The organism is Wolbachia endosymbiont (group A) of Colletes cunicularius (assembly GCF_964264715.1).
In the GTDB taxonomy this organism is placed as follows: domain Bacteria; phylum Pseudomonadota; class Alphaproteobacteria; order Rickettsiales; family Anaplasmataceae; genus Wolbachia.
The window spans coordinates 776,323-799,928 of record NZ_OZ183471.1 but is presented as its reverse complement, the minus strand read 5'-3'; the positions used below and the strand labels follow the sequence as shown (position 1 = coordinate 799,928).

At 34.7% G+C, this 23,606-nt stretch carries 20 protein-coding genes and 1 pseudogene; 9 read left to right on the top strand and 12 right to left on the bottom strand.

Translation table 11 applies throughout. The features are described 5' to 3' along the window. Window position 1 precedes the first annotated feature (1 nt). The 4 genes from ACFELZ_RS04690 to ACFELZ_RS04675 all read right to left on the bottom strand — a co-directional run bounded on the left by ACFELZ_RS04690 (window position 2) and on the right by ACFELZ_RS04675 (window position 5,415). Window positions 2-1,441 (bottom strand): hypothetical protein, encoded by a 1,440-nt coding sequence (locus ACFELZ_RS04690; protein WP_375315790.1) that lies wholly within the window; start codon window positions 1,439-1,441, stop codon window positions 2-4. 322 nt (window positions 1,442-1,763) lie between these two features. Further along, window positions 1,764-3,509 carry a type I secretion system permease/ATPase gene (locus tag ACFELZ_RS04685; RefSeq protein ID WP_375315789.1) on the bottom strand — a complete coding sequence of 582 codons (1,746 nt, stop codon included), beginning with the start codon at window positions 3,507-3,509 and terminating at the stop codon, window positions 1,764-1,766. Window positions 3,510-3,683: 174 nt separating this feature from the next. Continuing rightward, window positions 3,684-4,691, bottom strand: coding sequence for a tRNA (adenosine(37)-N6)-threonylcarbamoyltransferase complex transferase subunit TsaD (gene tsaD / locus ACFELZ_RS04680; protein ID WP_375315788.1), 1,008 nt, complete (start codon window positions 4,689-4,691; stop codon window positions 3,684-3,686). A 163-nt stretch (window positions 4,692-4,854) separates the two neighbouring features. Beyond that, entirely contained in the window at window positions 4,855-5,415 is a 561-nt protein-coding gene (locus ACFELZ_RS04675; protein WP_375315787.1) for a hypothetical protein, read from the bottom strand. A gap of 850 nt (window positions 5,416-6,265) precedes the next feature. Here ACFELZ_RS04675 and ACFELZ_RS04670 point away from each other — a divergent pair. The 5 genes from ACFELZ_RS04670 to ACFELZ_RS04650 all read left to right on the top strand — a co-directional run bounded on the left by ACFELZ_RS04670 (window position 6,266) and on the right by ACFELZ_RS04650 (window position 16,454). After that, window positions 6,266-7,126: an IS982 family transposase gene (locus ACFELZ_RS04670; protein ID WP_375315786.1), complete on the top strand. Its 861-nt coding sequence runs from the start codon at window positions 6,266-6,268 to the stop codon at window positions 7,124-7,126. Window positions 7,127-7,404: 278 nt separating this feature from the next. Then, window positions 7,405-10,068 (top strand): ATP-dependent chaperone ClpB, encoded by a 2,664-nt coding sequence (gene clpB, locus ACFELZ_RS04665; protein ID WP_375316662.1) that lies wholly within the window; start codon window positions 7,405-7,407, stop codon window positions 10,066-10,068. 26 nt (window positions 10,069-10,094) lie between these two features. After that, window positions 10,095-14,798, top strand: coding sequence for an NAD-glutamate dehydrogenase (locus ACFELZ_RS04660; RefSeq protein ID WP_375315785.1), 4,704 nt, complete (start codon window positions 10,095-10,097; stop codon window positions 14,796-14,798). A 5-nt stretch (window positions 14,799-14,803) separates the two neighbouring features. Further along, window positions 14,804-15,100 (top strand): hypothetical protein, encoded by a 297-nt coding sequence (locus ACFELZ_RS04655; protein WP_182183153.1) that lies wholly within the window; start codon window positions 14,804-14,806, stop codon window positions 15,098-15,100. Continuing rightward, window positions 15,072-16,454: a PleD family two-component system response regulator gene (locus ACFELZ_RS04650; RefSeq protein ID WP_375315784.1), complete on the top strand. Its 1,383-nt coding sequence runs from the start codon at window positions 15,072-15,074 to the stop codon at window positions 16,452-16,454. Before ACFELZ_RS04655 ends, ACFELZ_RS04650 begins: the two co-directional genes overlap by 29 nt. A 144-nt stretch (window positions 16,455-16,598) precedes the next feature. On the opposite strand, the gene recO is transcribed toward ACFELZ_RS04650, so the two are convergent. Continuing rightward, window positions 16,599-17,321 (bottom strand): DNA repair protein RecO, encoded by a 723-nt coding sequence (gene recO / locus ACFELZ_RS04645; protein WP_264735365.1) that lies wholly within the window; start codon window positions 17,319-17,321, stop codon window positions 16,599-16,601. A 150-nt stretch (window positions 17,322-17,471) separates the two neighbouring features. Here recO and ACFELZ_RS04640 point away from each other — a divergent pair, with 150 nt between their 5' ends. Then, entirely contained in the window at window positions 17,472-18,092 is a 621-nt protein-coding gene (locus ACFELZ_RS04640) for a hypothetical protein (protein WP_375315783.1), read from the top strand. A gap of 104 nt (window positions 18,093-18,196) precedes the next feature. On the opposite strand, the gene ACFELZ_RS04635 is transcribed toward ACFELZ_RS04640, so the two are convergent. Further along, on the bottom strand, window positions 18,197-18,535 hold the full coding sequence (locus ACFELZ_RS04635) for an outer membrane protein assembly factor BamE (RefSeq protein WP_375315782.1): 339 nt from the start codon (window positions 18,533-18,535) through the stop codon (window positions 18,197-18,199). A 131-nt stretch (window positions 18,536-18,666) separates the two neighbouring features. On the opposite strand from ACFELZ_RS04635, the gene ACFELZ_RS04630 reads away from it, so the two are divergent. Next, window positions 18,667-19,656, top strand: a complete 990-nt coding sequence (locus ACFELZ_RS04630) for a ribonucleotide-diphosphate reductase subunit beta (RefSeq protein ID WP_253307200.1) — start codon at window positions 18,667-18,669, stop codon at window positions 19,654-19,656. Between the two features lie 140 nt (window positions 19,657-19,796). Here the strand turns inward: ACFELZ_RS04630 and ACFELZ_RS04625 are convergent, their stop codons facing one another. The 3 genes from ACFELZ_RS04625 to ACFELZ_RS04615 are packed head-to-tail and all read right to left on the bottom strand — an operon-like array spanning window position 19,797 to window position 20,563. Then, window positions 19,797-20,180 (bottom strand): transposase, encoded by a 384-nt coding sequence (locus ACFELZ_RS04625; protein ID WP_375316619.1) that lies wholly within the window; start codon window positions 20,178-20,180, stop codon window positions 19,797-19,799. A 17-nt stretch (window positions 20,181-20,197) separates the two neighbouring features. Continuing rightward, entirely contained in the window at window positions 20,198-20,362 is a 165-nt protein-coding gene (locus ACFELZ_RS04620) for a hypothetical protein (protein WP_375315781.1), read from the bottom strand. Between the two features lie 3 nt (window positions 20,363-20,365). Then, on the bottom strand, window positions 20,366-20,563 hold the full coding sequence (locus ACFELZ_RS04615) for a transposase (protein ID WP_375315780.1): 198 nt from the start codon (window positions 20,561-20,563) through the stop codon (window positions 20,366-20,368). Between the two features lie 59 nt (window positions 20,564-20,622). Between ACFELZ_RS04615 and ACFELZ_RS04610 the strand changes: the two are divergent. Both ACFELZ_RS04610 and ACFELZ_RS04605 read left to right on the top strand, forming a co-directional pair. Then, window positions 20,623-20,925, top strand: a pseudogene (locus tag ACFELZ_RS04610) (hypothetical protein); the annotation flags it as partial. Window positions 20,926-21,075: 150 nt separating this feature from the next. Then, window positions 21,076-22,740 (top strand): hypothetical protein, encoded by a 1,665-nt coding sequence (locus tag ACFELZ_RS04605; protein WP_375316615.1) that lies wholly within the window; start codon window positions 21,076-21,078, stop codon window positions 22,738-22,740. A 45-nt stretch (window positions 22,741-22,785) separates the two neighbouring features. Here ACFELZ_RS04605 and ACFELZ_RS04600 read toward each other — a convergent pair whose 3' ends face one another. From ACFELZ_RS04600 to ACFELZ_RS04590, 3 genes are read right to left on the bottom strand one after another with little or no spacing between them, the layout of a single operon-like run. After that, window positions 22,786-23,169: a transposase gene (locus tag ACFELZ_RS04600; RefSeq protein WP_375316621.1), complete on the bottom strand. Its 384-nt coding sequence runs from the start codon at window positions 23,167-23,169 to the stop codon at window positions 22,786-22,788. Between the two features lie 17 nt (window positions 23,170-23,186). Beyond that, the gene (locus tag ACFELZ_RS04595) at window positions 23,187-23,351 is read right to left on the bottom strand and encodes a hypothetical protein (protein ID WP_375315781.1); all 165 of its coding nucleotides are present in this window, start codon (window positions 23,349-23,351) and stop codon (window positions 23,187-23,189) included. 3 nt (window positions 23,352-23,354) lie between these two features. Further along, complete coding sequence (locus ACFELZ_RS04590; protein ID WP_375315797.1) at window positions 23,355-23,552, bottom strand: transposase; 198 nt, start codon at window positions 23,550-23,552, stop codon at window positions 23,355-23,357. Between the last annotated feature and the right edge of the window lie 54 nt (window positions 23,553-23,606).

Genomic DNA, 23,606 nt, shown 5'->3' with positions numbered 1-23,606 from the left:
TCTACATTGCCTCTCCTATTTCAACATCAATAGATAGATTTTGCCCTTTAGCAGCAGGTAAGTTAGAAATATTAATGTCATAGGTACGAAAATTATCGTTTAAATTTTTTCGTAGTTTCTCGTATTGATAGGAAATATTTTTACCGGATCGAAAATTAAACCTTAAAGTTGTGGTAATATAACTTTTTGCCTCATTATAATTCCATTCAAATGACCGAAGCTCTATATCTGGTACTTTTAACTTTTCTACATACTTAACTTGTGTAAGAGGAGAGTATTCTATTTTTGATAAAATATTATTGATATTAATAAAATCATAAATTTCATCTATTTTTTTTACATTATAGCTTTGGCTAAGTTTTGTTAATTGGTTATTTAAGGTGCTCTGCTTTGCGGATAAATGATCAGCGACACTGAAGTTTGAATACAAATTTAGCAAACAAAGGGCGTTAATTACAACTAAAACCAAAGCGAAGTATAGAAAAATTTGAGGAGAGTTTAAATAAAGATAATTGAATAGATAAAATTCTTTAGTTTCCTTTGTATTAAAAATAGCTGCTAATTTATTCTTAAAGCTGTGAAACAAAATTATGGTATCGCAAAAGTTATCTTTTTCACTTATAGCTAGTTCTGCTCCTAATAGTTTGCCTAACTCATATGGAGTTAATATGTTCACACTGTTCTCTGAAAAATTTATGACTGATAAACTAGCTTTAATATCTTCTGACACTATGATGCAAAGGTCGATAGGGTTATTTTTTTCAAACCCAAACTTAGTTAAGGATCGAATAGTATCTTGCACTTCCTGATATATTCCACCAGCAATAATTCCTGGTAAATTATCATTAGTAAATGGTACTAAACGCGTAAATATCATTTTATTCTCTTTAAGAACCACTTGTCTATAGCCTCCCGTTTTAGTTGCAGCAACTATAATTTTCCAATTATTAGGATCTTTATGTAGAATCTTTTTTGTTATATTACTTATTTCTATAGGAAACATTAATATTCCCTTAAAGTTGGAGCCTATCTCAATAAACACATTCAACCAATATTCTACTAAATGCTTTGCTTTTGATGAAACAAGAAGATAGCACCAGTTTTGATTGAATTTGTTTGGCTTCTCAACCAAAAAAACTGAACTTATGTCATTATTACGAGAAAAATGCTCCATCTTTGTTTTTGCTGATAGATAGGCACTAATCTTGTTTGCCCTTGTAATAAACTGTAGCGAGTAATTTTGATCTGCATGATTAAGCACTAGGTATAAAGGTGCTTTTTTATCTGACGAAAGACATGAAATTAAATCGGAAACTGCTTTATCGTTTTTGCCCTTAACAAAATACCTTTTATTTAAAGTATTATTTTTAAAATATAGTAACATTATGCCTTCTTCTCCAATAGAAAGCATAAGCTTACTTTTGGATTTTGAACTAAACATATTAACAAAACGTATACTTATCTAGAATTAAAGAGGCAATTTATTGAAATTCATTAAACGTTAGAGGGAAATATTGTTATAAATTTTCGCAGCAACATTATTTATATTATAGTTTTTTATAAAATCACTACTAATATTAAGCTATTTAATTAATAAATTAAGAAAACTCATTAATTAGAAATATACACTATCTGCCGATTAACTTTAATTAATAGGAGTTATTAATCCATTTACTATTCTTGTAATATTATTTCTAATGGTAAACATTTCTAGTAATACTGGAACAGTTGTTATTTCAGATACAGAATTTAGTGTAAGTAAACTAACCATTTGCTGAAGAGCGCTCATCTTCTGTGGTATTTGATGATGGAGCAACTAATTTGCTCAAAATCTCATCTTTTGGTCCCATAGCGTAAATGACACCATCTGACATGAGGATCACCTTATCAACTACGGACAATAACGGTAGCTTGTGAGTGATGATAACAGTAGTAGTATTTTGCTTTCTTGCAATGCCAATTGCATTAATTAAGCATGCCTCTCCATTGCTATCTAAGTTAGCGTTTGGTTCATCAAGTACTAAAAGTTTTGTGTGACCATAAAAAGCTCTGGCAAGTCCAAGAAGCTGTTTTTGGCCGCCAGAGAGCGTTACTCCTCCAGGACCTCCTATTGTTGTATCATATCCATTTGGTAAGCTTAGTATTAGTTCATGTATTCCTGCAATTTTTGCTGCTTTGATTATTTCTTCAGGATTTGGATCTGGTCTCATGCGAGCAATATTAGCTTTGACACTAGTGTTAAATAACTCAATATCTTGAGGTAAGTAGCCAACATAATTACCAAAATTTTCTCGATTCCAAGTATATACATCAGCGCCATCTAGTCTGACTACACCAGATATTGGCTTCCATACACCAACAGTTAATTTTGCAATAGTGGATTTACCAGAAGCACTTGCACCAATCACACCTACTACGTCCCCTGGTTCTATAATAAATGATATTCCTTTTACTGTCGGCTTATTGCTTCCATAAGGAGTAAAAAATACTCTATCAAATTCCAATTTTCCTTCAGGTTCTGGTAGAGCCATCGTTTGCTCTCTTTTTGGCGATGTTAATATAAGTCTTTGTAGCCTTCCATATGACATTCTAGCCTGATTTAAAAACTTCCAAGTATGAACCGCAGCGTCAAATGGTGCTAATACTCTACCCATTAAAATTGAAGCAGCGATGATGCTGCCAGCAGTTTTATGAGCTGTAATTGCAAGTAATGCACCTGTTCCAATTACTGATATTTGCAGAGTTGAACGTAAAAACTTAGTTATCCCGGTGATCACATTAGAGCGATTTTGTGCTTTGATTTGCATTGCTCGATTCTGATCATTTCGTTTACACCAATCAGAGACTATGAATTCTGACATGCCCATAGCTTCAACTACTTCTGCATTTCTTGTTGCAACATCTATAGCATTGATATTCCGTATAGTTTCTTCGTTGGTTTCTTGTAATATTCGTTTAGTGGCAAGTTCATTCCATATTGCCATAGAGACTAATATAATGATTCCAGCAATAGCTATAAACCCCGTGGAGGTGTGTATCATGAAAATCACAACAAGGTAAATTAACGACCATGGAGTATCAAACAGTGAGAATATACCATTTCCTGTAATGAAATTTTTTATTACCCCGAGATCTCGTATTGCTTCACCACTTGAAGTTGAGCTCTGCACTGACGTTAGCCTGATTGACCTTACTATCAGATCTGGTGTTGCAGTTTTATCGATCCAATCACCTATTTTTGCCATGGCTAAATATCGACAAGTTTCAAGCATTGCAGAACATGCAAATGCAGATAAAGTGATAATTGTCAGCATAGTTAGTGTTGACACACTTTCGCTTGATATCACCCGATCAAGCACTTGAGAGGTATAAAGTGGTAGGAATAACATTAATAAATTGATTCCCGCACTAAACCAAAAGATAAACCAAAATGCACTTTTGCATTTTTCTAGGCAAATATATAGAGCACTTTGCTTCAATTCTTTTTTTATTGATGGCGTAATTTCCACAATCTTCCTCTTAATTTGATTACATGCACCATATACAATTTTTATTACAAAAATATTAATAACGGCAGTTAGCCTGCTTTAAGTGAGTAATATATGTGAATAGGAAATATAAACAATGGTAAAAAGAAGTATAGTTAATATTTCCTTCATTACCTAATTCAAAATTGAGAGTTTTTAATAACTCTCCAACTCCCACTTTGGCCTTGGTGCAAAATTGAGAGAATCGATATAGTTTTTCCTTAACATTTCAATTCCTGCCCATCCAACCATCACTGCATTATCTGTACATAGGTTATTAGGGGGAAAAAATATATTTAAGTTTATGTGTTTCTTTAATTTCTCTCTCAGGAAATTATTTGCTGCAACTCCGCCGGTAATCACAAAGTCATTGATTTTGATATTTAAAAATTCGGCCATAATAAACGCATTACTAACCCTGTCCAGCAGTATGTCACTAATACACTCTTGAAACGAAGCACACACATCACACACATCTTGCTCGCTCATTTCGAGTTTCTGCACTAAGTTTTTTACTGCTGTCTTGATTCCAGAAAACGAAAAGTTACATCCAGAACGTTTTATCATCGCCCTTGGCAGTTTAAATCTTGCACCATTACCTTTTTTAGCTAACTTTTCAATTAATGGGCCTCCGGGATAGCTTAAACCCAACATCTTAGCAACTTTATCAAATGCTTCCCCTAACGAATCATCAAGTGTTTCTCCAAGTTTAATATATTTACCTACATCTTGTGCAATTAAAAATTGACAGTGGCCGCCTGATATTAATAGAACTAAAAACGGAAATTTCACCTCATGCAGTAACCTAATAACTAATGCATGCGCTTCTAAGTGATTAACTGCAATAAAAGGTTTTTGTGCTACATGTGCAATTGCTTTAGCCATCATTGTACCAACTATTAATCCACCTATGAGTCCTGGTCCTGATGTTGCTGCAATTGCATCAAGATCGCAAAAGTTAAGGTTAGATTTTTCCACGGCGCTTTTTATTAGACCACTTAAATGCTCCATATGAGCACGTGACGCTATTTCAGGAATTACCCCACCGCGTTTTTTGTGTTCTGCTTGGGAGAGAATTTCGTGAACAAGGACTTGCTTGTCACTATTTACAATCGCTACTGCAGTTTCATCGCAGCTTGTTTCAACAGCTAAAATGGTTTTCATGTATATTCGAGCACTTTATTATAAAAACTATACCTTGAAACGCTGTAGAAGTTAACTGCAAAGTTAACTTCTACAGCTAAAAGATTTACCGACAACCGTCATTCCGCTACGTGTTAGCGCCGCGGCGGTATGACGTAGGAAAACCTGCACTAGCTATACTAAGCTAATTGTCATCTCCAAATATAGAGCTAATTTTTTTGCCCCCAGGAGAAAATTTATTAGTCCAACTGCTTTGCACTTTGGTTACGTCTTTAGTGGCGGTTTTATTGCTGTATTCCTTGATTTCCTTATCTATTCTATCCATCATTTGTGGATCCAGGCAGCTCTTTTTCCATTGATCAGTAGCAAGGAACACTTTGTTTAAATCTTGAGTGCGAATTAAGTATTCTTTATCCTTAGGATAAACCTCTTGTGCCCAAGCAAACAGCTCAAAATAGCGTGCAAACAATTCAGATGCGCGTGACTTTGCAGTTTGATAAGCTTGTATCTCCTTAAATATAACTTGGCTAATAATTTTCTGCACAAGAACATTTGCTTGCCTTAAATTCTGCTCAATATCCTGGTAAACCTTATGGAGAAATTCCTGCTCTAGGCTCAAGTTAAGCTCATTCTCAACCATATGTGAAAGTTCATGCACTATAATGTATGGATTTGACCTTCTTAGCACAATAACATACCTATTTACACCGGAAGACCTGATTGTCTTACACACCCCTTCTTCCATATCCACTAATCCCTCTTGGTATATTTCAAACGAAAGCCTATTTTGCTTTATTAGTGATAAAGTGAGGTTTAATGTGTTTCTAAACTTCTCAAATTGATAGAGATACTCAATATATCGTATTGCATTTTCACTGCTTCCTACTTCAGTCGCTTGTTTGATTAAATTCCTGATTAGCATGCCTTATTATTAAAGAAATTTTTTTTATACTCAAGAGCTATAAAGTGTTTTTTAGGAAATCTCATTGCATGGCTAAAGTAATTCATGTTTACTGATAACCGTCATACCGCTAACACGTAGCGGGATGACGATTGTCGATGAACCTAAGTTACTTTAGCTATAAACATTAAGAAATTTACTAAACGAAGAAAAAAGGCAAAAGAAGCCCCGTGGTTGGCTAATTACTTACATTATACTTTCAAGTATGGCGTTTTTTTATTCTAAACGTTTAATAACCACGATTCAGTTGCTTTTAAGCCGCAACTAATCTAAATTATAAACGTTAAGAAATTTACTAAACAGAAAAAAAGGCAAAAGAAACCCTAGGGTAGCTAGTTATTCACTATCCATTTTTTAAATTGGCGTTTTTTTATGTTTTAAACGCTTTATAAGCGCGTTTCAGCTTATGTGGGTAAAAAACCAGAAATTTTATAAAGACATAAGGTGCACATAGTGCAAAAAATTAAACATGAAACGCCAGATACGTGAGTTTTTTTGTCATTTAATCTGTACAGAGAAGATAAATAAATAGCTTCAATTTTATGATAAACGTGAATTCTGGATTAAAGGAGAATAGAAGAGGCAAGAAAACAGGGTAAACTCAGCAGTGATAAAAAAATAGATGAGGTTACCCATGGAAGATATAACAAAACTGTTTTGTTTGGTCGATGATTTTTGCAGAGATATAGAGAAAAATTTTGCAGATAAACTACTGCCAAATGGTAAAAACCCCACAAGAACAACGGAAATTGAGCACTCCGAAATCATGACAATAATCCTGCTATATCAACAATCTCCGTGTAAAACTTTCTATCTACATTACCTAACGTTGCTCTACAAATCAGAGTTTCCAAAGTTACCTTCATATACCAGGTTTGTTGCTCTAAAGCCTAGGGTTTTGTGGCATTTAGCAATGTTGTTGCATTGGCTTTGTGGACAGTCAGAAAACACTGGAATTTCATATATAGACACAACTCCCATTGCAGTTTGTCATGCAAAAAGAATATCCAAAAACAAAGTTTTTGCTGGAATTGCAAAATTAAGCAAGAGCACTTACGGCTGGTTTTTTGGTTTCAAATTACATATGGTAATCAATGAAAATGTTGAAATTCATGCACTTACGCTAACAAAAGGCAATGTTGATGATAGGATACCTGTGCCAAATCTGACGGAAAAATTAATCGGTCTTTTGTTTGGTGACAAAGGTTATATTGCAAAAGAGCTTTTTCAGAAGCTGTTTGACCGAGGTTTGAAACTTGTTACCAAGGTGAAAAAAGGTATGAAAAATACATTGATTTCGCTAAATGAGAAGATTTTACTGAGAAAAAGGTCTATCATTGAGACTGTTTTTGGTTACCTAAAAAATAGACTAGAAATTGAACACACTCGCCATAGATCCCCTGTTAATTTTTTGGTTCATATCTTTTCTACTCTCATTTCCTATTCCATCAAATCCACAAAGCCTTCTATTTCCTATACTTTCTTCCTTCCTTAATCCAGAATTCGCGTTAATACTATGTTTTCTTGGTCTGCCGGTCTTTTTAGGTTCAAAATATAGCTCTATTATCTTCCATTCTTTGTCACTTATATCGCTTGGGTACATTTAAAATATATCTTATAACACACTTCTTAACTCCTTTCTACTTAGTTTGAAGACAGGCTCTAAGAAAGTTTTAAATTTTTGCAGACCATACCTAACAATAAGCAACTTTAGGTTTAAATTTATGAAATTAGTTGTTATATACATCAGCAAATACGAATTTAACTGGTGTTATGGACTTAAATAAATTTACCGAAAAAGCAAAAAGTCTAATTCAAAGTGCTCAGATGAAAGCGTTGGGAGCTGGGCATCAGATTTTTATGCCTGAGCATTTACTCAAAGTGATGCTTGAGGATGAATTAGGTTTAGTTCAGGATTTGATAAACGCTTGTGGTGGAAATGTGCAAAGTATTTCTGATGCTGTGGATAGCGCAATAAAAAAGTTGCCAGTAATTGAAGGTCCAGGAAGTGGGGGGCTTCAACTTTCAAGAGAAATAGCAAAAGTTTTTGAAGATTCAATTGGTATTGCTCGGAGGAATAAAGATTCGTTTGTTGCCGTTGAGCGTTTACTGCAGGGCCTCACTGCACAAAAAGATGATACTGTAGGCAAAATTCTGGCAGAGAATGGTGTGACTCCACAAAAACTGAACTCAGTTATTGCAGAAATGAGAAAAGGCAGCAGTGCGGACTCACCAAACAGTGAGGAAAAATTAAACGCGGCAAAGAAATATACAAAAGATGTTACAGAGCTTGCTATGCAAGGCAAGCTTGATCCTGTAATTGGTCGTGATGAAGAGATCAGAAGAACTATGCAGGTATCACTGAGGCGGACAAAAAATAATCCAGTGCTGATAGGTGAACCTGGTGTTGGAAAAACTGCAATAGTCGAGGGGCTTGCAAACAGAATTGTTGCAAACGATGTGCCACTTGGTTTGCGTGATGCAAAGGTTTTAGCTTTGGATCTTGGTGCATTAATCGCTGGAACGAAGTTTAGAGGAGAATTTGAAGAAAGGTTAAAAGCAGTGATTAATGAAATTTCAAAAACAGAGGGAAAAGTTATCTTGTTTATAGATGAGCTTCATACTTTAGTTGGAGCAGGAGCAATAAGTGGTGCAATGGATGCCTCGAATCTGCTGAAGCCTGCTCTTGCGCGTGGAGAAATTCGCTGTATAGGAGCTACAACTTTAGATGAATATCGTGAACATATAGAAAAAGATCCTGCACTTGCACGGCGTTTCCAGCCTGTGTTTATCTCTCAACCAACTGAAACTGATACCATTTCAATACTCAGGGGTTTGAAGGAAAGATATGAAGTGCATCATGGTATAAGAATTACAGACGGTGCAATAATTGCTGCTGCAACGTTGTCCAATAGATATATAACAGATAGGTTTTTACCTGATAAAGCAATTGATTTGATTGATGAAGCAGCAAGTAGGGTGAGAATTGAAATGGATAGCAAGCCTGAAGTTATTGATGAACTTGAGAGAAAGGTTATACAGCTAAAGATTGAAGCAGAAGCTCTAAAAAAAGAAAGTGATGAAAATTCTAAACAGCGTTTAAAAAAGATAAATGAAGAGATCGAAAATCTAAACAGTAAATTTGCTGACTTGAGCAGCAAATGGCAGATGGAAAAGAATAAAATAGCTAGAATACAAGAAACAGTTGAAAAATTAGATAACGCCAGAAAAGAGCTGGAATTGGCTCAGCGGAGTGGAAATTTAGGAAAAGCAGGAGAGCTGATGTATGGTGTGATCCCTCAGCTTGAGAATGAATTAAAAAATCAGGAAAAGGTTACTGATAGTTTCTTAAAGAAAGAAGTGACTGGAGATGATATTGCAAACATTGTTTCAAAGTGGACAGGAATTCCAGTTGATAACATGATGCACAGCGAAAAGGAAAAACTTCTTAACATGGAGAATGAAATAGGAAGAAGAGTAATAGGGCAAAAAGGCGCGATAGAAGCAATAAGTAATGCAGTTAGGCGCTCTCGCTCTGGTGTGCAAGATACTAATCGACCTTTCGGTTCATTTTTATTCTTAGGCCCAACCGGGGTTGGAAAAACAGAACTGGCAAAAGCCCTTGCTGAATTTCTGTTTGACGATCAATCAGCGCTTTTGCGTTTTGATATGTCAGAATATATGGAAAAACATTCTGTTTCAAAGCTAATTGGCGCGCCTCCAGGGTATGTTGGCTATGAGCAAGGTGGCAGATTAACCGAAGCAGTAAGAAGAAGGCCATATCAGGTTATTCTGTTTGATGAAATAGAGAAGGCAAATCCAGATATATTTAATCTATTGCTGCAAATCTTGGATGAGGGTAGACTCACTGATGGTCATGGCAAATTAGTTGATTTTCGCAACACCATACTGATCTTAACTTCTAACCTTGGTGCAGAGATAATGCTTAAGGGAGTTACAGAAAATGAGACTCTACCTCCTGTCATCCAAGTAGCTGACACTGGGATCCAGATGCAGATTCCAGCTTCACGCGCTGGAATGACATCGGAAGGAGGAGTTGCTAACTCTGTAAAAAGCGAAGTGATGCAAATAGTTAAATCAGCATTTCGTCCAGAATTTTTAAACAGGCTGGATGAAATTATTATATTCCACAGTTTAACCAGAGATGACATCTATAAAATTATAGATGTTCAATTTTCTTATTTACAAAAAACACTTGCTAAGCGTAAACTGAGTATAAGTTTGTCGCAGGGAGCTAAAGAACTAATAGCACAAACTGGCTATTACCCTGAATATGGAGCAAGGCCCCTAAAAAGGGTTATACAAGAGTGTATTCAAAATAATTTAGCTAAATTAGTTTTATCAGGGGAAGTAGTAGAGAATGATGAGCTAATAGTGTACGCTCTTGATAATGAAATCTTAGTTAAAAAGGTTTAAGTTCACTGTGTATTTTTGTTAAAAAAATGTGTATAGATCATAATGTTGACACTGAGTCTTTATTTGAGTTAGTTGATCAAGAAAATCAGCAAGATAAAGAAAAAATTAAAAGATTTATTAAGTATTTTTATAGTTTTGTTTATAAAAGCGACCTAAAAGCCAACGATAAGTTTTTGCTATATATTGTAAACGATGCTTACAATTTTGTTTCTCAAAAAGAGAAAGATGAAAGTAAGTTAGTAGTAAGCAATATAGATGATATACCAGGAATAGAAGGCGATTTTACCACGATTAAGATAACAAACGATGATATGCCATTTTTGGTTGATTCTGTTATTGCAACTATTAAATCGCACAATTTAACCATATGCTATTACAGCAACAGTATAATTAACATTAAAAGAAAAGATGGCCTAATAGATGAGATTTACTCTTTGGAAGAAAGCAATGGAGTCAAAGAGTCAGTTATATATGTAATTATCAAAGGTATAAGTGACAGTTTTGTTGATACATTAAAAGAATCTCTACAAAAAACGCTGAAAGCAGTTAATTGCGTTGTGAAAGATTGGCACTTAATGCTCAAGAAACTTGATGAAGCAAAAAGTCTTCTTTTTGCCATCGAGCAGCCAGCGCCGAATGCTGGAGTGACACCAGGAAAAGATTTCTTAGATTGGCTAAAAAACAATAATTTTGTATTTCTAGGTTATCAAGAATATATTGCTGGTAAAGATGAAAAACTCGTCTGTGATAGCAAAAAGGACCTTGGCCTGAGAGTAGGTCAAAGTACGTTGATTCCTTCTGCAAACCTTGATTCCCTATACATATTGAGATCAGATCTAATCTCAATAGTCCATCGGCGTACATACATGAATTGTATAGGAGTAAAAGAATTTGATGACCAGGGTAATGTAGTAAAGGAACGGCGTTTTTTCGGGCTATTTACTTCTGTAGCGGAGGTCCAAGATATTCGAACTATTCCAATAATAAGAGATAAAGTTAAAGTTATAGAAAAAAATGCAGGGTTTGTAACCGGGGGCCACAATAACAAAGCTTTAATTTCTATTTTACAAGCATTCTCTTGTGATGAATTATTCCAATCAAATGAAGACGAATTATTTAAAATTTGCATTTCGATCATGTCTCTTGCGATTAGGCCAAGAGTCAGATTATTTTTAAAAAGAGTAAGGGATTTTATTAGTTGCATAGTGCTGATACCAATGCGTTATGCTAGCGCTAGGCTAATGTTCAAGATACGTGACATATTGAAGGATGAGACAAGTGCAGAAAGTTCAGATATTTATAACAATCACATTATCAATGAATATGATTTGATGAAATTGCATGTAGTGCTAAAGACCAAAAATGCTAGTGTTCCTGATGACGAAGTTTTGCGTATCGAAAACAAATTAAGGAACATTACGGAAAAGTGGGAAGATCGTTTTATAGACAATTTATATAATACTTTCAGTACTGTTGAGGATATATTCATCCGTTATTGCAAGGCATTTCCAATAAGCTATCAAGAGAGTTTCGAACCTCATGACGCATATTACGATATGAAAAAATTGGAGATAGTGAGGAAAAAAGGAGTTAGCGAGGTCGATTTAAGACTTACTTGTGATAATCTTAATTATCAATTAAAGGTTTACACTTCGAGCAATGGAGGTCTTGAATTATCGAAGATATTAAAAATTACTAAGAATTTGGGAGCTAAGATTCTATCTCATAATGGCTATTACATAGAAATTAACGGCGGAATATGGATACACCATTTTGTGTTGTCAAGAGTCGATGAATTAATAGACAACATTACTCTAAAAGAGCAATTTGAAATAACACTTGCGAAAGTGTTTAGAAAGGAAATTAAAAATGATTATTTCAATAGTTTGGTCATTATTGCTGGACTGGAGTGGAAAGAAGTGCTTCTGGTTAGAGCGTTAAGTGCTTACCTAAAGCAGATGTCATTTAACTACAATCCAGAATATATCCAAAAGGTAGTCTCAGAGTATCCAAAAATAGTAAAGTATTTGATACAACTATTTCATGCAAGATTTGATCCTAGCATAGACATTGATAGAGAAGAAACCACGGACATTTTCATAGAAAAAATTGAGGAACTTCTAAAAGAGATCAGCAATGTTTCACATGATTACGTTTTGCGCTCGATATTTAACTTGATAATGGCTATTTTAAGGACCAGTTATTATCAAGACGATAAACCATATTTATCTACAAAATTTGACTCAAATAAAATAAATGGTTTGCCTGATCCTCGTCCATATCGTGAATTGTATATTTATTCAAATCTTTTTGAGGGAATACATCTAAGAGGAGGGAAATTGGCCCGTGGTGGCTTAAGGTGGTCGGATAGGACGGAAGATTTTCGCACTGAAGTTTTGGGGCTCATGAAAGCTCAGATGACAAAAAATGCGGTTATTGTACCTGTTGGCGCAAAGGGTGGGTTTGTAATTAAGCAAGTTTATAAAGACAAAGATATTTTAAGAGAGAAAGGTGTTGAATGCTATAAGAGTTTTATCAGGGGAATGCTTGACATTACTGATAATGTAGTTAATGGCAAAATAATTCCACCAGAGAATGTGATTAGGTATGATGAGGATGATCCATACTTGGTAGTTGCAGCAGATAAAGGCACTGCTTCTTTTTCTGACTATGCAAACCAAATAGCCTCTGAATACAATTTTTGGCTTGGCGATGCATTTGCATCTGGTGGATCAGCAGGTTATGATCACAAAAAAATGGGTATTACAGCCAGAGGTGCATGGATTGCAGCGCAGAGGCATTTTTGGAAAATGAATAAGGATATTTACCAAGATGTAACTGTTATTGGAATTGGAGATATGACTGGCGATCTATTTGGAAACGGTATGCTGCTTTCAAAAAATATACATTTAATCGGCGCATTTAACCATATGCATATTTTTATTGATCCAAATCCTAGTGCAGAAAAGAGTTTCACAGAGCGTAAACGTCTCTTTGAGTTACCATTTTCAACTTGGATGGATTATAACAAAGATTTGATTTCTAAGGGTGGAGGAGTATTTGAGCGTAGCAGCAAGCAAGTAAACATTTCTCAAGAAATAAAAAAATGCTTTGATATAACAGAAGATATGCTACCTCCAAGTGATTTGATTAGATATCTACTCAAAGCAGAAGTGGACTTCATATGGAATGGAGGAATTGGCACGTTTGTTAAGGCAAAGAGTGAAAATCATAGCATGGTCGGTGACAAAGCAAACGATGAGTTAAGAGTAAATGGTAAAGATATTAGAGCTTCTATGTTTATAGAAGGCGGAAATTTGGGATGCACACAGCTTGGAAGAATAGAATATGCTGAAAGAGGTGGATATATCAATGCAGATTTTGTTGATAATTCAGCCGGAGTGATATGTTCGGACCTTGAAGTTAACATCAAGATTGCATTTGTTTCAGCTATGAAAGCAGGGGGTGTTTCTTTAGAAAAAAGGAATGAAATACTGGCAAGTATGGTGGACGAAGTTGCATCCAAAGTGCTTGAGAACCACAACAGAATTGAAACAAAAGCATTACTTCTTGAGTGTTTGCAAGCTAAAGAGAGATTGGAGCAGCACCAGAGGTTACTGCTCAGTTTAGAAAAATCTGGGCTGTTAAACCGAAGCATAGAATTTCTTCCAACTGAAGAAGAGATAGAAAGGATGTTAACTGGTGCAGAAGGTTTCAGTTCTCCTCAGCTTTCTATTCTAATGTCTTATGCTAGAACGGCAATAAAAAATGAAATTATACATTCCGATCTGCCTGAAAAAGATCTTATATCTAATGACTATTTGCTAGGTTATTTTCCTAAGAAGATGGTAACAGAGTTTAAGGATTTCATATTAAAACACCAACTTCGTAGAGAAATTATCTCCACTTGCATTGCAAATGATGTAGTGAATAGAATGGGCTGTATATTCATCAATAATTTGGCTGAGAACACTGGAATTAAGGTACAAGAAGCGGTTAACATATATATTGTTGTTAACCACCTGTATGATTTAAACAGCCTGTGGCAGAAAATTGATGAATTGGATGGAAAAATTGATGTTAACTCATACTTACAAATAGTGAGGAACGTGCAGAAATTTATTGGCAGAGTATCGTTTTGGTTAGTGAAAAATCTTGGCAAGCTTAGCTTTGTAGAGTTGGATGATGTTACAAAATTTAAAGATGCAATTGAAACTTTAGGCCAGAACTTAACTGATGTTTTAGATGAACACCTATTAAAGGTCTATAGCCATGGATCAACTTCTTTAGTAGAACTTAATATAAATAAAGATCTAGCAAAAAAAGTTGCTGATCTATGCGTTCTTGCTTATGCACTGGACATTATATCTGTTGCTGAACAGACATCTTTGTCCATTCTTGATGCTGGTAAAATATACTTTGAGTTAAAGTCGCTGTTAAGATTCGATCTGATTAGAACAATTGCCATCAAGATGAAAAGCCGCTCTTCTTATTGGGATCGCAGCTTAGTTAATGATTTATTGGACGATTTAAGCAATTACCATCACAAGCTAGCTGTTAAAGTCATAAAAGCTACTGATAACCCCGAAGATAAGGTTCAAACCTGGGCTTGTAATGATAAGGACTACATAGAACGTTATAATAGTTTTTTAGATGAGATAGTTGCTTCTAAACTTGATTTAAGCAAATTAATATTTATAATCAGGAGGATTAAAGTACTTGCTTCATAGGAAAAATGTTTAATATAGGTCTTTCAGAAATTTTGGTCGTTGCTTTAGTGAGCATAATTGTTCTTGATAGAAATAAGGTGCCTGTATTTATTGATCTTATTAGGAATACATATAAGTATCTTATGATTATAAAATCAAAAGCTAGGAGGTTATTGAAAGACGCAGGAATTGAAGACTTATATAAAGAGTGTAATACTGAGAAAGTAAATTACATAGTTGGTAAAAATGGCAAGCTTTATCCTACTTACGATATAGATAATACATCCAAAGATAATGACAGCAAAGATCCTAGTAGTAGATGATGTACTATGTAATGTTAAGCTTTTAGAAGCTCGACTAAAAGCAGAGTACTATACGGTTATCGTGGCCTATGATGGTGAGGAAGCCATGGATTTAGTAGCAAAACAGCAGCCCGATATTATATTACTCGATATTATGATGCCAAAAATGAATGGCTTTGAAGTTTGTAAGGAGCTAAAGAATGATCCCTTGACAACCCATATTCCAATAATTATGGTAACTGCGCTGCATGACGCTCATGATAGAGTACAGGGCATTAATGCTGGTGCAGATGATTTTCTGACTAAACCAATAGACGAAACTGCTTTATCTGCAAGGATCAAGTCTCTCACGCGCTTAAAAATGATTATAGATGAATTGCGTTTAAGAGGAGAAACCAACGCTGAGATTGGCGGAGTAGCAGGAAACAGTATTATGGATTATTCTAATCAGATTTTTGATGCTAACATACTTGTTGTAGATGAAGATGTCTTTCAAGCAGAGCAGATATATAATATACTAAAGCACCGCTTTAGGTCAATTAAAATACTGAGTGATCCAGTGGAGGCATTAAAGGTTGGTATTAAGGATAATTACGACCTGATCATTTCTGATATGCAGTTTTCAAAAACTGACGGCCTGCGTTTGTGTTCTGAGTTTCGTAGTAAAGTAGAAACACGCTATACACCAATTCTGATTCTTTCTGAGGATTATGATAAAAACAATTTAGTAAAAGCACTTGATGTAGGTGCTAATGATTATTTAACAGTACCTTTGGATGAGGGTGAGTTAATAGCAAGGGTTAATTCGCAAGTAAAACGCAAAAGATATCAAGATGCCTTGAGAATGAATTTATTTAATAATGCGGAAATGTCTATAAAGGACCCATTAACTAACTGTTATAATAGAAGATATTTTGATGCACACTTAAGAAACATTGTTAAGGACTCTGTGGAAAAGGATAGAAGGTTGTCTCTTATGATACTTGATATAGACTATTTTAAGATGGTGAATGACAGTTTTGGGCATAGTGCTGGAGATGAACTTTTAAAGCAAGTACAGAAAAGAATTTCTGAAAATATCAGAGTGACAGATTTACTAGCTAGGTTTGGTGGTGAGGAGTTTGTTGTTGTAATGCCAGATACCAATGTATCAGATGCGTATACTATTGCGGAGAGAATACGAAAAATTATTGCTAAAGAACCTTTTATACTTGCGGACAAAAATACAACCCATAGCATAACTGTGAGCATTGGAATTGCAGAAATGCAAGGATCTGACATTGACGATATTAAAAAATTTATAGTACGTGCTGACAAATATTTATATAAGGCAAAAAACAGTGGTAGAAATAGAGTGGTTACTGGCTATAGCTAAAGTGGCTTAAGTTTACCGACAACCGTCATTCCGCTACTCGTTAGCGGAATCTATGCTGAGATACCGCGAATGAATCGCGGTATGACGTGTTGCTTGGGTTAGCTATAGATTTCTGAAATGATTTCAAAAAAATGATAACTAAGGTTAAAGCGACAGCATGAGGTTTCTCAGCTCTGGAAATTTCATGTTTAACTGCAAAAATAGATACTTATTTAAAAAATATCCTGTGACTTTCAGTCCTAACTGAAATTCTTGGAATGAGTAGCTGTTTTGTAGGTTATTATTGTATACATCATGCAACATTTGTGGAAAAGGTAGGAGTTTATCTGCATAATAATCTCCTGCTTTTTTTGACACTGCTCTACCAGTTTTTGGAGAAATAAATTGTAAGTTTTCCTTAACACCTGTTACAGCACATTTGGATAAGTCTAACTTGAATCCCAATTGCGTAAGAAGCAGAAGCTCTAAGTTAAGATAATGGCTTTGCCAAGACTGATTGTTGTGTTTAATTACATCGATGAAATATCGAAAATTGTCATACAGCACGGCACAGGGTTCACTTTCTGGAAGCACTTTTTCTAAAATAGAGGAGAAAGAGACAATAGTAATGCTTTTTAACCTATCTTGAAAGAAATGATGGAATGGAGATTCGATTAATTCGCACTTTAAAAAACCTAGATTTTCAGGTAACTTAGCACTCCATTCTGCATGTAATAGATTACTTATTTGAAACTTATAATTGCTATTGTTTGTTAGCTTAGTTAATCCCCTGCGCTTTCCATGATTTTTTGTAAACAGAGAAAGAATTAAGTTTTTATCGCCGTATTTTTTAGCAGCTATAATGATGCCTTCATCTTTCCATCTCATCTAGAGTAATTAACCGTATTGACCGTATGATATTATAGAAATAGTAAAATTAGTACAGCAAAAACTACGTCTTTGAGCTTAAATCAACTAAAATATATTGACTTTATGTGCAATATTAGCTTTAAACCAGTAAAACAAACTGCTTAACATATGCGTTTTTTCTATTCTAATTACATTCTTTTTTTATCTTTATGTTGTTTTCTGCTTTTTTCGTTACCTTCAACAAAAGCCCAAACGAATGATACGTCAGTTGTTCCTATACCACAAAGGAAAAAAGAAACAGTTGAGCACACTGTTGTAGCACAACCGAGGCAAATTATCGAAATGCAAGAAGAAGTCATTATTAACGAGGGTAAAGAATTCATTCCAGTTCCAAAAAGAAAAAAAAGTGTAGGGAAGAAACTAAGAAGGGATGTTAGAGAGGCAAAAAATGAAATAGGAAACGAAAAAAGCGTTGAGAATAAAAAGGATGAATTAGTTGTAACAGAAATTATTAACTCTATAAGAGACAAACTTACAAAATGCTGGAGCATTCCTGAAAGCATAGCTTACAAAGAAAATTTTAATATAAAAATTAACTTATTGTTATCCAGTCAAGGCGAGATAATTATGTCCGATGTAGCAGACAGTGATTCCTATCGAAATAATCCACTTTTCAGGTCGATAGCAGATAATGCAATGCGTGCAGTATATAAATGTAGCCCATTGACTGGCTTGCCTACTCAGCATCACCACATTTGGCGTGAAGTAACACTAGACTTTATTCTATAGCTAAAGTAATTCTATAATTTAATAAGCCGTCATTCCACTGCTTGTTAGCGGAATCTATTCTGAGATACCGCGGCGGTATGACGTAGGAAGATCTGAGCAAACTTTCAATCAGGAACAGCCAAAGATCTCTCTAAGATGTCAGTTTCTTTTGTATCTGCAACTTTACCGTCCTGATCGAATGAAATTTGCAGAGACTTACTGCTATACTTCCTTTTTCCTAAGAAGTTAGCTTGTTTAATTTTATATGAGACATAGTACCAAACATTTTCATCGAACTTTGATACTAATGTTGGTGATCCTAAAGTGTGAACCACTTTTTCTTTATCGTCACCTGCTTTTATCTTGCTCCACAATTCAACACTAATGCCAGGAGCTCCGTGGTTGTGAATAGTGTGTGTGCAGCTCACTGTAAATAATAAAATAAAAGATATTAATACTCGCATTTCTGTCGATAAATTACTTGAAGCTATAATACACTAATAAATTACCTGCCGTCAAATTTTCAAAAAGTTAAATTGACCGATTCTCAATATCACTTAATATAATATTTACTTTAGAAAATAATAGGTGTCTTATGTCATTGTTAGAAGCAGATCCAATATACAAACCTTTTAATTACCCTTGGGCGTATGATGCGTGGCTGCAGCAACAAAGAATCCATTGGATACCTGAGGAAGTTCCGCTTGCTGATGACGTGAAGGATTGGAAAACTAAACTTTCAAACGTAGAGAAAAACCTACTAACTCAGATTTTTAGATTCTTTACTCAAGCGGACATTGAAGTAAATAACTGCTACATGAGGCATTATTCAAATATATTTAAGCCAACAGAAATATGCATGATGCTTGCAAGTTTTTCCAATATGGAAACCATACACATTGCAGCTTATTCTTATCTTTTAGACACAATTGGCATGCCAGAAAGCGAGTATCAAGCATTTTTAAAGTATGATGCTATGAGAAAGAAATATGAATACATGCTGGAATTTGAGGAAAGCAAAAAACACGATAAAAAACATGTAGCTAAAACTCTAGCAGTGTTTGGTGCATTTACCGAGGGGTTGCAGTTATTCGCATCTTTTGCAATTTTGCTCAATTTCCAACGCTTTGGAAAAATGAAAGGCATGGGGCAGATAATCGCCTGGTCAGCACGTGATGAAACTTTGCACACCAATTCAATTATTATGTTATTTAATACATTTATTAAAGAGAATAATGAAATTTGGGACAACGAGTTTAAAGAGGAATTATATTCTGCATGCCGCACTATTGTTGAGCTTGAGGACGAATTCATAAAGCTTGCCTTTGATTTAGGAGATGTTGAAGGACTATCCGCAGAAGAAGTGCGCAATTACATACGCTACGTAGCAAACAGACGGTTAATGCAATTAGGTCTTGAATCCATATATGATGTCAATGATAATCCTATTCCATGGCTCGATGAAATACTAAATGGCGTTGAACATACGAATTTCTTTGAAAATAGAGTAACAGAGTATAGTCGTGCAGCAACTCAAGGCACATGGGAGGAGGCTTTTACTGAAAACGACACGAATAATAGGTGAGTGCTAATTTCACTCTTCTTTGTCATGCAAGTAGCTGACACTGGAATCAGTTTTTTGATCGAGAATGTTGTATAGTGCATAATCAATTTTCCTGGATCGAAGTAGTCAAGGCACTGGGATCTAAGAGCCTGTCTTCAAACTCAAGAATGAGCTAATTTGTGAAGCATAATAGTGATCATATTAAAGAAGATGTTGTTTTTTGAAGTGAGAGGAGAATGCTCATAATCCTTACTCATACGTCTAAAATTGGAGAGCCAAGCAAAGGTTCTCTCAACAATCCAACGTTTGGGAATAACCTGAAATCCTGTATCAACTATTTTCTTGGTAATCGTCAATAAACATCCAGTTTCCAATAAGCAGAGGTTTTGCAATTTACCTGTGTATCCTTGATCAGCAAAAAACTTATGTAATGTTGGAGCTTTGCATTTGGCTTGAACAAAAAGATTTAGTGCACCATCACGATCCTGAATGCTTGCACTTTGTACTTCAGCAGCAATTACAAGACCTACAGTATCTACAACGATGTGGCGCTTTCTACCCTTTACTTTCTTGCCAGCATCATATCCTCTGGATCCCCTTTTTGAGTAGTTTTTACTGATTGGCTATCTATTATTCCCACTGATGGAGTTTCATTCTTACCAATTATCTCTCTTACTTTTTTAACTAGAAAATCATGAATCTCTTGCCATATTCCACTTTTTTTCAATCGCTAATTACAACTATACACTGTTTTCCATGGTGGAAAATCTTTAGGCAGTTGTCTCCATTGACATCCTGTTCTCATCATATAGCGGATTGCGTTAATAATTGTTCTAATACTATGTTTTCTTGGTCTACCGGTCTTTTTAGGTTCAAAATATAGCTCTATTATCTTCCATTCTTTGTTACTTATATCGCTTGGGTACATTTAAAATATATCTTATAACACACTTCTTAACTCCTTTCTACTTAGTTTGAAGACAGGCTCTTAAGATATACCTTATCAATGCAATTAAACGATCTGCTATTGCAGGACATCCATTTACTCATACAGGAAGCACAGGAGTATATAAACAACGGCATAGGCTACCTGAAATCTTTCACAGTATGGGAAGAGATAGATTAGAACGTGTGGTGCAGGAGCTTTTACAGGCAAAACAATTAGTAAAAGGAATGTCTAAAGGTTCAAGAGAAGATAAGTGGCTTGACGTTATAACAGGACCATTTGCTTGTGGTATAGGAAAATTCACTCCTGGAGCTGAAGATTTTAGCTGTAGACAAAGCTTATAAGTCTCTATCTTTATTTACAAATCCCTCATACAGGTTTAAAATACTATAAATAGGGATTCTAAAATATACTATCAGTTTTCTTAATATATTACCAAATTATTCATCATTATATGATACAACTTACAGCATATTTACAGTAAGGTGTTATTTATGAAAGAGGCAAAAGGAAAAAATAATAAGAGTCCAGTAGTTAGATTAAAGGCCACAGCTAAAGAGTTCAATTTTAGTAAATTAAGAGCAGATCAAGATAATGAATTAGCAAATTCTGGTGAAACAATGTTCTTAGATTTTCAAAGGATGAATTTTATTATTAACGGAAAAGAAATAGATAAAAATCTTATTATTGCATTTAAGGAAGGAGCTAAGCACCGCAAAAGCGAACTTTTTAATAGTGATGATATATATAATGACGAAATATTTAACAAAAAAGGAACAAGAGAAATAGATACGGATCATGGCAAAGCATTTGTTGCTTCAGTGCTCGAAGATATTGAGAAAGAGCTTGTACAAGATGCATTTGGCGAGTTGTGGAAGGATCATTGCGAAAATCCTGAAACTGCTGATAATCAAAAAACTGATTCATATAAGAAAGAATTTGAAGAATTTTACAATGCTGGCCACGAGTATATCCATCTATTACCTATAGAGAGAGATGAAAACAAGGATTACCGTTCCTTTGCAAAAAAAGTTTTCAAAAAAATGTTTAGATACGCTGGGGCAGAAGTTCCAAGTGATGCTATTTTAGAAGAGCTAGTCACCAATTGTAATCAAGCAGGGTATGAGGCTGCTCCATTTATACAAACCCAACTTGCACTTGGACAGTCGTTCATAGTAGAAAATCCTAAAAAAGTAATAAACATTGATTGTGCTAACCAAAATAATGTGAGAATTAGATCTGATATGAGGCTACCAATACTCTCTGTTAAAAATCAAGTTATGCATGGTGATAAGATATGTGATCTGTCTAACTCATTAGAATTTACACTTGAGTCCCAAGATGGTAAAGACTTTGTAACATACAGAGATGGTAAATTGTCACTTACTATTCCTAAAGAGTTAAAAAATTATAAAGATAATGGCAAGAGCTTGTTTGACATTATTAAAGAATATTTTCAGAAATTCTGTGCAAAATTAGGATTTAAACCTGAGACAAAAATACAAATAGAGCATGGCTTAGGTACTCAAAGTAACTATTTAGATGGTACAATATCTACTACAGGATCGGATGCAAATGAAGAGTTTATCAATCTTTTAAGCGAAAATCTCAGAGAGAGGTTCTTGGGGTTAGGACTTGCTCTAGAAGATGTTAATGATCTTGTTGAAGTCAGAGTATCTACAGTTATGGATCTATTGAGTGATTATGCTAAATTGGAAGATAATAAAGAAAACAGAGAGTTATTAATAAGTGAAGTAGCAGATAATTTAGGGCTTTCCTTTCAAGGTAAAATAGCATCAGAAGTATTGAAAGAGTTTGATGATGAAATGTTGATGAATAGCGAAGGTATAGAAAGTAATATAGATCAACATGTAATGGAATTAGAATCTTTACCTTCTTTGATAAAAGGTGAGGTTGATCATAATCAAGTCCAGTGTGTTGTAAATATTTTTACCAATTTAATTATTGAAGGGAAAAGAGAAATATACGAAAAAAAAGGTGCGATTAATGCAATTGATGCAATTCATCAGAAGGTAGATAAGGCAATTGTTGAACAAGAAAAAAAAGCAACCAATAAACAAGATATAGAAAATGATAAATGGACAGATAGAATCAAAAAACAGAGATTATCTATGGAACCACATGAACATTTACATTAAAAACACTGGTATGCTCTTTAAATATCCTAGAGCCTGTCTTCAAACTCAAGAATGAGCTAATTTGTGAAGCATAATAGTGATCATATTAAAGAAGATGTTATTTTTTGAAGTGAGAGGAGAATGCTCATAATCCTTACTCATACGTCTAAAATTGGAGAGCCAAGCAAAGGTTCTCTCAACAATCCAACGTTTGGGAATAACCTGAAATCCTGTATCAACTATTTTCTTGGTAATCGTCAATAAACATCCAGTTTCCAATAAGCAGAGGTTTTGCAATTTACCTGTGTATCCTTGATCAGCAAAAAACTTATGTAATGTTGGAGCTTTGCATTTGGCTTGAACAAAAAGATTTAGTGCACCATCAAGATCCTGAATGCTTGCACTTTGTACTTCAGCAGCAATTACAAGACCTACAGTATCTACAACGATGTGGCGCTTTCTACCCTTTACTTTCTTGCCAGCATCATATCCTCTGGATCCCCTTTTTGAGTAGTTTTTACTGATTGGCTATCTATTATTCCCACTGATGGAGTTTCATTCTTACCAATTATCTCTCTTACTTTTTTAACTAGAAAATCATGAATCTCTTGCCATATTCCACTTTTTTTCAATCGCTAATTACAACTATACACTGTTTTCCATGGTGGAAAATCTTTAGGCAGTTGTCTCCATTGACATCCTGTCCTCATCACATAGCGAATTGCGTTAATAATTGTTCTAATACTATGTTTTCTTGGTCTGCCGGTCTTTTTAGGTTCAAAATATAGCTCTATTATCTTCCATTCTTTGTCACTTATATCGCTTGGGTACATTTAAAATATATCTTATAACACACTTCTTAACTCCTTTCTACTTAGTTTGAAGAC